13 protein-coding genes are annotated in these 13,899 nt (G+C 70.9%); 5 read left to right on the top strand and 8 right to left on the bottom strand.

The window, feature by feature from the left end:
* Positions 1 to 3: 3 nt before the first annotated feature.
* Positions 4 to 957, bottom strand: coding sequence for a transcriptional regulator FtrA (ftrA, locus tag AB0I88_RS03315; RefSeq protein ID WP_361017747.1), 954 nt, complete (start codon positions 955 to 957; stop codon positions 4 to 6).
* 71 nt (positions 958 to 1,028) lie between these two features.
* Between ftrA and AB0I88_RS03310 the strand changes: the two genes are divergently transcribed.
* Entirely contained in the window at positions 1,029 to 1,454 is a 426-nt protein-coding gene (locus AB0I88_RS03310; protein ID WP_361017746.1) for a rhodanese-like domain-containing protein, read from the top strand.
* Positions 1,455 to 1,574: 120 nt separating this feature from the next.
* On the opposite strand, the gene AB0I88_RS03305 is transcribed toward AB0I88_RS03310, so the two are convergent.
* On the bottom strand, positions 1,575 to 2,813 hold the full coding sequence (locus AB0I88_RS03305) for a D-arabinono-1,4-lactone oxidase (protein ID WP_361017744.1): 1,239 nt from the start codon (positions 2,811 to 2,813) through the stop codon (positions 1,575 to 1,577).
* 111 nt (positions 2,814 to 2,924) lie between these two features.
* On the opposite strand from AB0I88_RS03305, the gene AB0I88_RS03300 reads away from it, so the two are divergent.
* The 3 genes from AB0I88_RS03300 to AB0I88_RS03290 all read left to right on the top strand — a co-directional run bounded on the left by AB0I88_RS03300 (position 2,925) and on the right by AB0I88_RS03290 (position 6,096).
* Complete coding sequence (locus AB0I88_RS03300) at positions 2,925 to 3,794, top strand: response regulator (RefSeq protein ID WP_361017742.1); 870 nt, start codon at positions 2,925 to 2,927, stop codon at positions 3,792 to 3,794.
* A gap of 244 nt (positions 3,795 to 4,038) precedes the next feature.
* Positions 4,039 to 4,950 (top strand): MHYT domain-containing protein, encoded by a 912-nt coding sequence (locus AB0I88_RS03295; RefSeq protein ID WP_361017741.1) that lies wholly within the window; start codon positions 4,039 to 4,041, stop codon positions 4,948 to 4,950.
* Positions 4,951 to 5,109: 159 nt separating this feature from the next.
* Entirely contained in the window at positions 5,110 to 6,096 is a 987-nt protein-coding gene (locus AB0I88_RS03290; protein WP_361017739.1) for a ketoacyl-ACP synthase III, read from the top strand.
* 108 nt (positions 6,097 to 6,204) lie between these two features.
* Here AB0I88_RS03290 and AB0I88_RS03285 read toward each other — a convergent pair whose 3' ends face one another.
* From AB0I88_RS03285 to AB0I88_RS03260, 6 genes are all read right to left on the bottom strand, one after another.
* The gene (locus AB0I88_RS03285) at positions 6,205 to 6,555 is read right to left on the bottom strand and encodes a PRC-barrel domain-containing protein (protein WP_361017737.1); all 351 of its coding nucleotides are present in this window, start codon (positions 6,553 to 6,555) and stop codon (positions 6,205 to 6,207) included.
* 161 nt (positions 6,556 to 6,716) lie between these two features.
* Entirely contained in the window at positions 6,717 to 6,917 is a 201-nt protein-coding gene (locus AB0I88_RS03280) for a hypothetical protein (protein ID WP_361017736.1), read from the bottom strand.
* A 144-nt stretch (positions 6,918 to 7,061) separates the two neighbouring features.
* The gene (locus tag AB0I88_RS03275) at positions 7,062 to 9,656 is read right to left on the bottom strand and encodes a lipopolysaccharide biosynthesis protein (RefSeq protein WP_361017734.1); all 2,595 of its coding nucleotides are present in this window, start codon (positions 9,654 to 9,656) and stop codon (positions 7,062 to 7,064) included.
* 246 nt (positions 9,657 to 9,902) lie between these two features.
* Positions 9,903 to 11,063 (bottom strand): magnesium and cobalt transport protein CorA, encoded by a 1,161-nt coding sequence (locus tag AB0I88_RS03270; protein WP_361017732.1) that lies wholly within the window; start codon positions 11,061 to 11,063, stop codon positions 9,903 to 9,905.
* Between the two features lie 91 nt (positions 11,064 to 11,154).
* Positions 11,155 to 11,904, bottom strand: coding sequence for an ABC transporter permease (locus AB0I88_RS03265; protein WP_361017731.1), 750 nt, complete (start codon positions 11,902 to 11,904; stop codon positions 11,155 to 11,157).
* A 2-nt stretch (positions 11,905 to 11,906) separates the two neighbouring features.
* Complete coding sequence (locus AB0I88_RS03260; RefSeq protein ID WP_361017729.1) at positions 11,907 to 12,839, bottom strand: ATP-binding cassette domain-containing protein; 933 nt, start codon at positions 12,837 to 12,839, stop codon at positions 11,907 to 11,909.
* A 61-nt stretch (positions 12,840 to 12,900) separates the two neighbouring features.
* Here AB0I88_RS03260 and AB0I88_RS03255 point away from each other — a divergent pair, with 61 nt between their 5' ends.
* On the top strand, positions 12,901 to 13,854 hold the full coding sequence (locus AB0I88_RS03255) for a YafY family protein (RefSeq protein WP_361017727.1): 954 nt from the start codon (positions 12,901 to 12,903) through the stop codon (positions 13,852 to 13,854).
* Positions 13,855 to 13,899: the final 45 nt, after the last annotated feature.

Below are 13,899 nucleotides of genomic sequence, written 5' to 3'. Positions count from 1 at the left end.
AAATCAACACGCTTGCTGGAAGGCCCGGCGGTAGGCGGAGGGTGAGGTGCGCATGGCCTGGCCGAAATGGTGGCGGTAGGTCACGGCGGTCTCGAAGCCGACCGCCGTGGCGACCGCCTCGATCGGCGTCCGGGTCGTCTCCAGCAGCGGCAGGCTGGCGTGCACCCGCCGGTCGATCAGCCAGCGGATCGGCGTGGTGCCGGTGGCCCGGGCGAAATGCCGCAGGTAGGTGCGCTCCGACATGTGCGCGTGCCGGGCCAGCGTCGCCACCGTGATCGGCTCGGTCAGGTTGCCCAGGGCCCAGTCCATGCTGCGGGCCACCCGGGCGTCCTCCGGGTCGGCCGCCACCGGCGTCTCCACGAACTGGGCCTGGCCGCCGTCCCGGTGCGGCTGGACGACCAGGCGGCGGGCCACCGCGTTGGCGATCGACGGGCCGTGATCGAGGCGGACCACGTGCAGGCACAGATCCAGGCCGGCGGCGCTGCCCGCGCTGGTCAGCACGTCGCCGTCGTCGATGTAGAGGACGTCGGCGTCAACCTCCACGGCCGGGTGGCGCTCCCGGAGGGCGTCCGCGTACCGCCAGTGGGTGGTGGCCCGGCGGCCGTCCAGCAGCCCGGCGGCGGCCAGAGCGAAGGCGCCCGAACAGATGGACATGATCCGCGCGCCCCCGGCGTGGGCGGCCCGCAGCGCGGCGATCAGCTCCGGCGACGTGACCGACCGGACGCCGGGCACCCCCGGCACGATCACCGTCGAGGCGGCCGCGAACACGTCCAGTCCGTGCTCGGTGTGCAGGGTCGCGCCGCCGACGACCCGAACCGGGCCGGGCTTCTCGGCGCAGATGGTCAACTCGTACCACGGCCGGTCGAACTCCGGCCGGGGCAACCCGAAGACCTCACTGACGATGCCCAGTTCGAAGACCGACATCCCGTCGAACGCCAGAGCCGCCACCGTACGCATGGCGGGATCTTAGCGGCCGGCGTCGTGCACGCCACTGGGCCGGGCCTCTCGCGGACGGCACGATCGATGCCATGACCAGCGCGATCGAGCACTTCCAGAACCGGCTCCGCTTCGAGACCGACGTGAGCGACGTCCACCACGACCTGGAGGCCGGCGCCCCCGGCCTCGTGGTGATCGACTCCCGCGGCACCGAGTCCTGGGACCAGGGCCACATCCCCGGCGCCGTCCACCTGCCGACCCGGGAGATCGCGGCCCGCGCCGCCGCACTGGTCCCCCCGGGCAGCGCGGTGGTCACCTACTGCTGGGGCCCCGGCTGCAACGGCGCGACCCGGGCGGCGCTCGAGTTCGCCAAGCTGGGTTACGCGGTCAAGGAGATGATCGGCGGCTACGAGTACTGGGTCCGGGAGGGCTTCCCCACCGACGGCCCGGACGGCCGCGCCAGCCGCCCGGTCGACGACCTGACCGCTCCGGTGGCGGCCGGTTGCGGCTGCGGGTAGCCCGATCTCAGCCCGGCGGGCGCGGCACGGGCCGGAGTGGCAGCGAGATCGCGTGGCCGGGCGGAACTGCCCGGAAGGGACGGGGCGGGGTCGCGCGTACCGTCGAAGGAAGGCGAAGCCCTAATCCAGCAGGGCGTCCAGCCAGGGGTTGCGGAACGTCCCCCGCGGATCGAAGCGGCCCACCAGCGCCGCGAAGTCGCCGAAACGCGGGTAGGCGGCGCGCACCTCGGACGGGGCCGTCGTGAAGATCTTGCCCCAGTGCGGACGGGCGCCGTGGGGGGACAGGGCCTTCTCCAGGTCCGCCACCACCGGCAGCACCGCGTCCGTGTCGGCGATCCAGGTGAAGTGCAGGGCCAGGCTGTCCCGCTCGTGGTTGGGGCTCAGCCACAGGTCGTCGGCGGCGATCGTCCGGATCTCGCAGACCTGGAGGACGGCCGCGACCCGCTCCCGCAGACCGGCCACCGCCTCGATCGCGGCCCGGGCGGCCGCCCGCGGCACGTGCCACTCGGACTGGAGCTCCTCGCCGCTGCTCGGGGTGAACTCCATCCGGAAGTGCGGCAGCCGCTCATGCCACGGGCCGGGGACGCCACCCTGCCCGGTGCAGTTCCCGGCCGGCATGCCGGGCACCGGATGGCGCGGCCCGTCGGCCGGGCGGGCGCCGAACAGGTCGCCCGCCAACGGCTCGGCCCGTTTCAGCCACACCTGGTCGATGTCCTCGCCGGTCCAGTGGGTGAACAGGCTGACGCTGTAGCCCGCCGCCAGGATCTCGCCGAGATGCTCGTCCAGGGCGGCGGCGGGCAGGTTCTCGTAGACGTACTGCCGCAGCTCGAAGGCGGGCACGACGTCCAGGGTGAGGGCGGTGACCACGCCCAGCGCGCCGAGGCCGACCACGGCGCCGGCGAAGTCCGGGTGGGCGCGGTCCAGGACGGACAGCGAGCCGTCGGCACGGAGGATCTCCAGCCCGGAGACGGCCGTCGCCAGGTTGCCGTTGCGCACGCCGGAGCCGTGGGTCGCGGTGGCCACCGCGCCGGCCACCGAGATGTGCGGCAACGACGCCATGTTGTGCACGGCCAGGCCCTCGGCGGCGAGGTGGGCGGCCAGTTCGCCGTAGCGGACACCGCCGTCGATCCGCACGCTGCGGCGGTCCGGCGCGATCTCCGTCATCCGGGGCAGGCCGGCCAGCGAGACCAGTTGCCCGTCGGTGTCGGCGAGCCGGTTGAACGAGTGCCCGCTGCCGAGCACCCGCAGCCGGCCGCCCTCGGCGATCACCGCCCGTAGCTCGTCCATCGAACCCGGGCACCGCAGCCGCCGCGCCCCGAAGGTGATGTTGCCGGCCCAATTCGTCAGACGTTCCCGCATCAGCTCACCCTACGTCCGCCGTGATCGTGGCTGTATTCCCTGTTCACGGCCCTGACCCAGGCCGCGCGGGTTACAGTCGGGCGACCCGCCGACCGAGCGAGGGAGACTGGCATGGCGTCGATCGTGCTCGCGGAGGACGACACCGACATCGCCCAACTGCTCGCCACCGTGCTGAGCAACGAGGGTCACAGCGTGCGGACCGCGCCCAACGGTCCGGCGGCCCTCGATCTGATCACCGAGGCCGGGCCGGATCTGATCATCCTGGATCACCACATGCCCGGGATGAGCGGCCTCGACGTGGCCGGCCGCTTGCGCGAGGAGCCGGCCACCGCCGGAATTCCGTTGATCATGTTGTCCGCCGCCGCGCCGGCGGCCGCCCGCGGGCTGTGCGACGTGACCATCTCCAAACCGGTGCGCCCGAAGCATGTCGTCGAGGCGGCGAACGAGCTGCTGGCCGCCCGCAGCGCCGGGGAACATCCCGAGCACCACGACGCCGCGCATCAACTGGTCGATGTGGAGCGGCTGCTGGCCGTCTCGGACTTCCTGCACCGCCCGTCCGGGGCCGGCTCCCTGGACGCCTTCGCCGAACGGCTCACCGAGCTGACCGGGGTGCCGGCGGCGGCGATCACGCTGGTGCTCAACGACAGTGTGGTGGTGGCCGGCTCGCACGGCATGCCGCGCTGGGTCCGGGAGGCCGGCGGGGTGCCGGTCGAGTGGTCACCGGACACCATCGTGGTGGCCGAGGACGTCCCGGTGCTGATCGGCGACAGCACCGCCGACGAGGAGTACGCGACCTCCCCGCTGTTCTCGGTCAGCGGTGTCCGGTCGTATGCCAGCGTGCCGTTGCACTCGGCCGGGGGCCACGTCGTCGGAACCCTCTGCGTGATGGATGAGACGCCGGGCACGTGCACCGAGGACACCGTGCAGATTCTGCATTCTCAGCGTGCGGAGGCGTTGGTCCTGCTGTCTCGAGTCGGATAGCACTGGCGCTCAATGATTGTTACTTAACGTTATATAGGTGCCTTTGCCTGTTTGTGATCGCTGTCCGGTACGTCTGTACCGGTATATCCCGAATTTGGACCGCTCAAATACGTCAGTAGATCCAAATCGAGACACGCTGCTCGTTCTCTCGTAACGCAACCTGCGTCACAATCAGTCACGCCCATGGCGGGGGTGAGGGCAGGATTCAGCCCGGCGGATTCGTGAACGAGAGGAACAGCGCGAGATGGCGCAGATCCATCACTTCGAGTACGGGGCGCTAACCCCCACGGTCAGTTACATCCTCTCCGTGCTCGGGTCACTACTCGGACTCACCAGCGCGGTGCGTCTCCGCTCGTCGCGCAGCAACGGTGAGCGTTTCTGGTGGTTGGCCCTGGCAGCGGTGGCCATCGGTGCCACCGGCATCTGGAGCATGCACTTCGTGGCGATGCTCGGCTTCGATGTGGACGGCACGCCGATCCGTTACGACATCGGCCTGACCGTGGCGAGCGCGATCATCGCCCTCGCGTCGGTCGGCGTCGGCCTGGCGATCGCCTTGCTCGGCAGATCCGCGCCGCGGACCCGGATCCTGATCGGCGGTGTCCTCGCCGGTCTCGGTGTCGGCGCGATGCACTACACCGGCATGGCCGCCATGCGGCTGCGTGGTGAGATCCACTACTCCGGCCGCGAGGTGGTCGCCTCGATCGCCATCGCCGTGGTCGCCGCGACCGTCGCGCTCTGGCTCACCCTGGTCGTCAGCAAGCCGATCGCCATCTTCGGCTCGGCCCTGCTGATGGGTGTCGCGGTCAACGGCATGCACTTCACCGGCATGCTCGCCATGTCCGTGACGCCGAAGGGCACGGCGTTCGGCTCCGTCGAGGGCGCCACCGCCGCCAACCTGCTCGTCCCGGTCGGCGGGGCGGTCGTCTTCGCCATCGTCGGTATGGCCTACGCCCTGGTCTCCGCCCCCACAGAGGAGGATCGTGACGCGGCGGAGTACCTTCGCCGGCGCATCGAGAACCGCGCCGCCGCGCCGGCCGCGCCGGCCGCGGTTCCGTTCGGTGGGCCGCCCGCCGGTCAGCAACCGCCGAACCGCTCCACCGGTCGCGGCACGCTGGGTGATGCCTCATGGACCTACCGGGACCGTGGGCGCCAGTAGCCCGACTCGTGGCCGATGACCGCCTGACGGACTGTCCGGCATTTATCAGCCGAACCGTCAACGGTTCGGTCCGCACGTTCCCGCCCCGCATGGATAGGGTTTGCAGGGCGGGAACGTGAAACGTGAAAAAGCGCTGATGGCAAGACCTGGGGGAGAAGCGTGGCAGTAGGGATTCTCGGGACCGGCTCCTATCTACCGAAAAGGGTCGTAACCAATGTGGACCTACTGTCACTGGTGCCCGACGCGGATCCGGAGTGGGTGTCCCGGAAGACCATGATCGAGGCGCGCCGGTTCGCCGCCCCGGACGAGGCCGCCTCCGACCTCGCGGCGCACGCGGCCCGCGCGGCCCTCGAACGGGCCGGGGTCGCCGCGGCCGAAATCGACTACATCGTTCTGTCCACCTCGACCGGCGACTCCCCACAGCCGCCGACGTCCAATCTGGTGCAGCACGCGATCGGCGCCACCAGTGCCGCGTGCATGGACGTCAACGCGGTCTGCGCGGGCTTCATCTTCGCCCTCGGCGTGGCGAACGGGCTGATCGCCACCAACCCCGGCGCGCTGGTGCTGGTCATCGCGTCGGACATCTACTCGCGCATCCTCGACTTCGGCGACCGGCGGACCTCCGTGCTCTTCGGTGACGGCGCCGGCGCCGCGGTGGTCGGCCGGGTGCCCGAGGGCCACGGCATCATCGACCTCGAGCTGACGTCCCGCGGCGACGCCAACGATCTGATCTACGTGAAGGGCGGTGGCAGCCGCCTGCCGGCCTCCGCGCAGACGGTCGCCGACGGCGACCACTACTTCCGGATGGACGGCCGCGGGGTCCGTGACTTCGTCGCCACCGCGGTCCCGCCGGCGCTCGACGCGCTGCTGCGCCGCAACGAGCTCAAGGCCGAGGACGTCGATCACTTCGTCCCGCACCAGGCCAACGGCATCATGCTGCAGGAGTTGGTCGAGTCGGCCGGCTTCCGGAACGCGCACACCCACCTCACCCTGCCGTGGTACGGCAACGTGGGCAGCGCCTCGCTCCCGGTCACCCTCGACGACGCCTCCCGCAACGGGTCGCTGCGCGACGGCGAGCTGGTCCTTCTCGCCGGGTTCGGCGGCGGCATGTCGATGGGTTCCTGCCTACTGCGATGGGGTCATTGAGGGGTACGCCTACGTGCGCCGCCCGGGGCAGCCGGCGATCCGCTGCCCGGGCACGCCCGTGACGCCACCGCCGGGCTGAGATCGCCGGTACAGCTCGGCGCTGGCGCGTCACTTGGGCTGGATCAGCCAGTCCCAGGCGCGGCGCAGACCGGTGGCGTGGCTCTCGGCCATGCCGGCGGGTGTGTCGGCGCTCGGTTCGGCGAGCCGGACGGCCGGCTCGGCGACGATCACGCCGTGCTCGAAGAGTCCGTCGACCTGGTCCCCGCCGGCGAAACGCGGGCCGACCGGGGTCGCGATCAGCAGACCGTGGAAGACGTCCTCGCGCTCGTCGGCGAGCACGTGATCGACCGTGCCGACCGGGTCCCCGGACCGGTCGTAGACCGGTGTGCCGTCGGTGAGAACCAGGTACGAGACCGGTGCGCCGAGATCTTCGGGCGCGGTTTCCCTGTTCTGCGTCATGCGGTCGGTTTACCCGGCGGCACCGCGATTCAGCCTCCCAAGGCCAACATCATCTTTTCGGCCGAGCCAGTTCTAAACATTTTGTACCGTTTCCGGTTTTTCGCTATGAAACGCACTTGAAGTCGCGCGCTGGGGAGCCGACTCCAATATTGTCCGATTTGTCAGACGGCCGGCCGGGTGGCCACGACGGTCCGGGCGGCCCCGGGCACCGTCACCCGGGCGGGCCGGATCAGGACGGCCTCGGCGCTCCGGGGCGCGTCGGTCCGGGTCAGGGCGGCCCTGGTCACCACGCCCCCGGTGGTGACCAGGGCGGAGCCCGAAGTTCCGGGCGGCGGAATCGCCGGTGGCCGGCAGTGGTACACGTCACTAATGGAACAGAAATGCGATGCCCGGCCGGATCGAATCCGGCCGGGCATCGCATTGCTCACGGCGTACCGAAATCGGTTGCCGGAAGAAGTGGGCGCCCGGCCGATCCGGGGGGCACACCGGCCGGACGCCCTGTTTGATCAGCGGTTCGCCATGATGAGCCCGGCCGGGTCGCTGCAGACCAGGTACAGGGCTCGGTCGATGACCGCCGGGTCGTAGGTGGTGCCGTGGAACGTCGCCTCCAGGTGCAGGACGCCGTTCATCTCGCTGGTGGTCAGGGTGATGCCCTCGGGGCCGTTGAGCGTGGGTACGCTCTGGTTGACCCGGCCCGCCGGCTCGACGGCCCACGGCAGGTCGCTGAGCATGTCGTGCCGGCCCTGGTTGCTGAACGTCAGTCGCGGCTGCGGCTCGATCGCCACCTCGGCCGGGTACGGGTCCGGCATGCCGGGCGCCCCGGTCAGCATGATCTTGCCCTCGCGCAGCAGCATCATGGTCAGGATCCGGCCGGTGGCCAGCTCCGCCTTCAGCGTCGTGTGGATCGCCATCGGGTCGGTGAGGCTGGCCGGAGTCAGGAACGGGCCCATGCAGAAGTTGCTGTCGATGCTGACGCCCTTGTCCAGGTAGCGGCGGGCGTCCGCGAGGAACGTGCCGCCCCGCAGGTCGGGCTTGAGACCGAGCTCGATGAGCGCCGCGGTGAACGCCGCGAAGGTGATCGCCGAGGTGGTGACGCCGGGGGCGTGCTGGTCGCGCCACGTGCGCATCTGACCGAGCACCGACGCCGAGCGCGCGGTCCGCACGGTGAGGGCGGCCTGCCACGCACGGGTCGGGCCCTCCTCGATGTGCGGCGGGCGGGCGAAGCTCAGGCCTTCCTTCCAGCGGCCCGGCTTCAGGCCGAACTGCTTCCACCAGGCCTTCGGCAGTGCGGTCTTGTGCCGCTTGGCGGGGGCGATGCGGGCCGCCCGCTGCTCGTACGCGGCCAGCACGATCTCCCGGACCAGCGTGTTCACCGGGCCGGCGTCGCCGTACGCGTGCGCCACCTTCAGCGCGAAGTAGCCGCCGCCGACCAGGATCCGCACCGGGTGGTGGGCGCGCTGCTCGGACTGGAGCTGCCGGGTCATGTCGTCGAAGTCCACCGGGCCGGGGCCGAGGTCGGTGACCGCGTCCTGCACGTACCGGGCGAACGAGGGGCCGTCCATGTGCTGCCAGTTGGCGCCGGAACGGTCCAGGCGGGAGACGGCCCGGTGCGTCGGGTCGGCGGTGTGCAGGCCGATCAGCGCGTCGCGCACCCGCTCGGCGTCGACCCCGGTGAGCGGGCCGACGGTGCGGATGTACTCCAGCGGCAGCCATGCGCGCTCGCGCAGGGTCAGGCTGGTGGTGGACATGACGTTTACTCCCTCTGCTACCGCGGACATGTCGACGACCGGGGCGAAGACGACCTTCAGCACGGTCGGGGCGACCAGCACCGTTTCGATCGCCATCACGATCGCCACGGCGGTGACCAGGTCGTTCAGGTCGCCGTGGGTGCCGGCCCACCAGGCGGCCAGCAACTCGGCCAGGCCTGCGAAGACCGAGAAGATTCCCGCGCCGCGCAGTTTGCCCTGCACGCGGGAGATGGCCAGGAAGAAGTGGTGGAAGACGAACGGGACGTAGGTCAGGGCCAGGATGGCCAGCGCCTGGCCGGCGGTCTTCGCGTACTCCGCGCCGAACAGGCCCATGATCGGCTCGGCCAGGAACAGCACGACCAGCGACGCCGGGAACCCGCCACCCAGGCAGATCAGCAGGCCGACCCGCACCTTGCTGCGCAGCGCGCCCTTGTCGCCGGCGGTCACCGCGAAGAGGGTGAGCGCCACGTTGCCGGGAACCATGGCCATGAAGGACAGCACCATGAACGCGGTGTAGAAGGCCGCGTTCGCCTCGGCGGACAGGGTCGCCGTGACGATCAGCGGCAGCGCGGCCCGGGGCAGGTAGGTGGCCAGGTTGAGCAGGTTGTGGTCGAACGTCGCCCGGCCACGGCCGCGCATCAGCGAGGGCCGCGGGTGGAGCGAGTCGATCATGCCGCGCCGGCGCAGCACCCGGAACAGGATCGCGGTCGACGCCACGATGCCGGCCACCCAGGTGAGCAGCAGCACCGGGCCGGTCAGCGCGAGGCCCGGGATCACCGCGACCACGCCGAGCAGCACCAGCTTGAGCAGCGAGAACCAGGCGTTGCGCATCAACTGGAGCGGGCCCTGGAGGAGACCGACCATGGCCTCGTCGAGAACCAGTGTCATGGAGTTCAGCGCGATGCCGACGACCAGCAGCACGGTGCCGAACCCGCCGCCGAGCGCTTCCTGGAGGCTGGGGATCCAGAGGTTCGCCACGAGCACGTAGATCAGGCCGCCGACGGTGGCCGCCGATCCGGCCGTGAGCAGGCAGGTGGAGATCAGATCCCACTTGCCCCGGGTGATGCTGGGCAACTCGGAGATGAGCATGGTGCCCATGCCGAACATGCCGATGGTGCCGATCAGCGTCATCGCCGACACGGCGGCGGAGGCCTGGCCGACCGCGGCCTGCGGGGCGAGGTGAGCCGCAACCCACCAGTACGCGAACCCGAAGACCGAGGTGATGAGCGTCGTCGCCATGAGCGAGCCGGCGTTCAGGAACAGGTCGACGTGGCCCCGGAGGGCTGAGAAGATGCCGCGTCTGCCCGTCGGTTCCGGCCCGGTGTCATGCGGTGCGGCGTGGGTTGCCGTCACTCTGATATCCCCCCAAAGATCGACGCAGTCAGAAAACTAGTAACTCGCCGTATTTGTGGGCTAGGGCGGGATGCCCAAGCTTCGCCGACCATCCGGTGCGGGAACTAGCCGTATCGGTGGTTGACACGCCCCTTTAGGCGGAATGACCACACCATGTTGGGGGTCGTTGCGGCGGGATTCGAACCCGACCCGGGCCGCGCCAAGCCTTGTGATTTTCATCTCTGTGACTGTGAGTGATGGCGTTGATCACAGCCAGCCGGACTTCTTGAGACGGTGGTAGACGCCACCGCCGATCAACAGCATGGACCCGATCGCGGCGTAGAAGCCGTACGGCGAACCGGTCCCCGGCAGCACCTCGAAGTTCATCCCGAAGATCCCGGCGATCACGGTCGGCACCGCGGCGATCGCGGCCCACGCGGCGATCTTGCGCATGTCGTGGTTCTGATCGACCGACACCTGCGCCAGCCGGGCCTGGAGGATCGAGTTCACCAGGTCGTCGAAGCCGGCCACCCGGTCCGCGGCCCGGGCCAGCCGTCCCCGGACGTCCTCCAGGTACGGTCGCAGCCCGGTCGGCAGAGCCTGCGAGTCCAGCAGCCGGGCCAGCGGGTCGCCCAGCGGCAGCACCGCCCGCTTGAACTCCACCATCTCCCGTTTCAGCTGGTAGATGTGGGCGAACTCGGAGGTGCGCACCGACGCGAAGGTCTCCTCCTCGATGCGCTCCAGATCCCGTTCGACGTGCTCGGCCACGTCCAGGTAGCTGTCGACCATCCGGCTGCCCACCGCGTACGCCACCGACCACGGGCCCTGGCGCAGCACGTCGGGACGGGACTCCAGCTCCTTGCGCACCGCCCAGAGGGGGCCGACCGGGCCGTGCCGCACGGTGATCGCGAACCAGGACCCGATCAGGATGGTCACGTCGCCGGTCTCCACCACCTCGGACGTCTCGGTCAGCTGATCGTGCTCGACATAGCGCGCGGTACGCAGGACCAGCCGGGTCACGTCGCCGAGGGTCTGCACGCCCGGCCGGTGCCCGCCCGACACGGCCTGCTCGACGAGCAACTCGTGCAGGCCGAACACCTCGGCCACCGGGCCCATCGTGGCCAGGTCCGGCTCGTGCAGGCCGAGCCAGAGGAAGGCGCCGCGGCGGCGCCGGGCCTGCCGGGCCGCCTCCGGATAGGGGATCGGGGCCGCGCCGCCGTGCCGCAGCCCGCCGGTGTAGACCGCGCAGTCGACCACCGCGTCCGGGTTGCCGGCCCGTGGGGCGGGGCCGGTCACCGGAACCGGCCGGGCGATGCTGTCCAGGAGACGGCCGATCGCGTGCGGCAGATCCCCGAGACGGGGTGGCCGCACCACCGGTCTCCGGAGCAGGCGTCGCCGCCCGGCTGAGTCGCCGCCCCGACCGAGCATCGGCCCGCCACCTTCCCGCATGCGTTCGGCTGCGTGGAAAAGGTAGCGGGCCGGGCCGGATCGGCGCTGTCCGGAGGGTGGCAGGCGGCTCTCAGTCGGAGCGCTGCATGGCGCGGACCCCGACGGCCAGGCCGAGCAGGCACACCAGCACGGCCGCGACCAGCCCCTCGACCGTGCTGCGGGACAGGACGTCGCCGCTGAACAGCGCCCGTTCGGCGTTCACCACGTACGTCATCGGGTTGGCCTTGGAGAGGGCCTGCAACCAGCCCGGCCCGGCCTCGATCGGGAGCAGCACGCCGGCCAGCAGGAGCAGCGGGAAGAGCAGGGTCTGCTGGACCGTCCAGAACAGCCACTCCTTGCTCTTGGAGGCGAGTGCCAGGGTGTACGACAGCGCGCCCAGCCCGACGCAGAAGCCGGCCAGGATGAGCACCCCGAGCAGCGCCCCGCCGAGATGCAGCTCGAAGCCGAACGGAATGCAGACGGCCACGATCAGGGCGGCCTGCGCGATCATCGGCACGATCTCCTTGAGCGCCCGCCCGATCAGCAGCGCGGGCCGCCGCAGCGGGGTGACGAGCATCCGCTCGTGCGAGCCGGTCTGCATCTCGTAGAGCAGGTTGGAGCCGGTCATCGAGGAGCCGAAGAGGCACGACATCACGATGATCCCGGGCACGAACCACTGCAGCGACGAGCCGCCGTCCGGTGAGTCGGGCAGCAGCGGCGCGAAGAGGCCGAGGAAGAACAGCGGCTGGATCATCGAGAAGATCACCGAGAACGGGTCGCGGACGACCGGCCGCAGCTCCCGGCTGAAGACGACGCGGGTGTCGCCGACGAGCGAAGTCATGATCAGGCCTCCACGAGTTCGGACTCCGGCGCGCTGGCGTCCTCGCGCAGGCTGCGGCCGGTGAGGGTGAGGAAGACGTCGTCCAGGGTGGGCCGGATGACCTCGATCGAGATCGGGCCGAGGGACGCCAGCCGGGCGGCCAGGCGCGGGCCCTCGTCGCTGGTGATCCGCACCTGGGCGCCGTGCTGCTCGCCGCCGGTGGAGCGGGCCGCCTCGCCCGCCTCGGCGGCGCACGCGAAGCCCAGGATCACCCGGTCGCCGACGTGCTTGGCCTTGAGCTGCCGGGGCGTGTCGTCGGCGATGATCCGGCCGTGGTCGATCACGATGACCCGTTCGGCCATCGAGTCGGCCTCCTCCAGGTAGTGGGTGGTCAGCACGATCGTCGTGCCGTGCTCGGCGCGCAGCCGCACGATGTGCTCCTGGAGGTTGGCCCGGTTCTGCGGGTCCAGCCCGGTGGACGGCTCGTCGAGGAAGAGCAGCTCGGGCGCGTGGATGAGGCCCATCGCGATGTCCAGCCGGCGCCGCTGGCCGCCGGAGAGGGTGGAGACGGTGCGGTTCGCCACCTCGGCGAGACCGAGCGACTCGATGAGCTCGTCGGCGCGGGCCCGGGCGGCACGGACGCCCATCCCGTACGCCCGGCCCTGGCTGATCAGCTCGTCCCGGCCGCGCTGGCTGTGCCCGGCGCCGTTGCCCTGGCCGATGTACCCGATCCGGAGCCGCACCTCACGCTGCCGGCGCACCACGTCGAAGCCGGCGACCTCGGCGCTGCCGCTGGTCGGGGGGATGAGGGTGGTGAGCATCCGCAGGGTGGTCGACTTGCCGGCGCCGTTCGGCCCGAGCATCGCGACCAGTTCGCCCCGCGCCACCGTCAGATTGACGCCGTCGACCGCGCGGACTTCCTTGAAGTGCTTCGTCAGCTCTCGCGTCTCAATCATGCCTCGACGGTAGAGTTCACTGCGGCCACTTCCTGACCGCAATCCGATGGAGTCTGGTGCCATGGCGAATACGAGTGCACGGATGCTGCGGCTCCTGTCGCTGCTGCAGACCCATCGCTACTGGCCCGGCTCGGAGCTCGCCGAACGGCTCGAGGTCAGCGCCCGCACGCTGCGCCGCGACGTCGACCGGCTGCGCGAGCTGGGCTATCCGGTGGACGCCTCACGTGGAGTGGCCGGCGGCTACCAGTTGCAGGCCGGGGCGGCCATGCCGCCCCTGCTGCTCGACGACGAGGAGGCGGTCGCCATCGCGGTCGGGCTGCGCAGCGCCGCCGCCGGCTCGGTGGCCGGTTTCGAGGAGACTTCGGTACGGGCGCTGGCGAAGGTGATCCAGCTGCTCCCGCCCCGGCTGAGGCGCCGCATCGACGCGCTCCAGGCGGTCACCACCCCCGGTGTGTTCGGCGGCGGCCCGGTCCTCGACGCGCTCACCCTGACCACCCTCGCGATGGCCTGCCGGGGCGAGGAGCGGCTGCGTTTCGACTACACACCCCGGGAGGGCGAGGCCGCCCGCCGCCACGTGGAGCCGCACCGCCTCGTCTCGCTGGGCCGGCGGTGGTATCTGATCGCCTGGGACCTGGAGCGCGGCGACTGGCGCAGTTTCCGGGTGGACCGGCTGACGGCCCCGCAGCCGACCGGCGCCCGATTCCGGCCGCGGGAGCTGCCCGGCGGCGACCCGGTGGAGTGGCTGCGCACCCGGATGCGGACCATCCCCAATCGGTACCGCGTGTCGGTCGTGGTGCGGACCGACGTGGCCACGATTCGCGGCTTCGTCGGCAACTGGGGTGAGGTGGAGGAACTGCCGGAGGGCGGCTGCCGTCTGCGGATGAACATCGACGATCTGGGCTGGCCGGTGATGGTGCTCGGCGTGCTGAACGCGCCTTTCACCGTGGAGTCACCGGCGGAGCTGCAGGAACAGGTCCGCCGGACGGGGCAGAACCTGTTGCGGCACGCAGGCTGAGCACTGTGGACGGACCGACGCCCCCGTGGCGCCGGTCCGCACTGA

Origin of the sequence: Actinoplanes sp. NPDC049802 (genome assembly GCF_040656595.1) — a bacterium.
Classification (GTDB): domain Bacteria; phylum Actinomycetota; class Actinomycetes; order Mycobacteriales; family Micromonosporaceae; genus Actinoplanes.
Note: the sequence above shows the minus strand (reverse complement) of the source record. Positions and strands in the feature narration are given on the sequence as shown.

Excerpts from the sequence above, each read along its gene's own strand:
- AB0I88_RS03310 (WP_361017746.1), top strand. The coding sequence starts at position 1,029 with ATGACCAGCGCGATCGAGCACTTCCAGAACCGGCTCCGCTTCGAGACC.
- AB0I88_RS03270 (WP_361017732.1), bottom strand. The coding sequence starts at position 11,063 with ATGCTCGGTCGGGGCGGCGACTCAGCCGGGCGGCGACGCCTGCTCCGG.
- AB0I88_RS03255 (WP_361017727.1), top strand. The coding sequence starts at position 12,901 with ATGGCGAATACGAGTGCACGGATGCTGCGGCTCCTGTCGCTGCTGCAG.
- AB0I88_RS03285 (WP_361017737.1), bottom strand. The coding sequence starts at position 6,555 with ATGACGCAGAACAGGGAAACCGCGCCCGAAGATCTCGGCGCACCGGTC.
- AB0I88_RS03265 (WP_361017731.1), bottom strand. The coding sequence starts at position 11,904 with ATGACTTCGCTCGTCGGCGACACCCGCGTCGTCTTCAGCCGGGAGCTG.
- AB0I88_RS03295 (WP_361017741.1), top strand. The coding sequence starts at position 4,039 with ATGGCGCAGATCCATCACTTCGAGTACGGGGCGCTAACCCCCACGGTC.
- AB0I88_RS03300 (WP_361017742.1), top strand. The coding sequence starts at position 2,925 with ATGGCGTCGATCGTGCTCGCGGAGGACGACACCGACATCGCCCAACTG.
- AB0I88_RS03305 (WP_361017744.1), bottom strand. The coding sequence starts at position 2,813 with ATGCGGGAACGTCTGACGAATTGGGCCGGCAACATCACCTTCGGGGCG.
- ftrA (WP_361017747.1), bottom strand. The coding sequence starts at position 957 with ATGCGTACGGTGGCGGCTCTGGCGTTCGACGGGATGTCGGTCTTCGAA.
- AB0I88_RS03260 (WP_361017729.1), bottom strand. The coding sequence starts at position 12,839 with ATGATTGAGACGCGAGAGCTGACGAAGCACTTCAAGGAAGTCCGCGCG.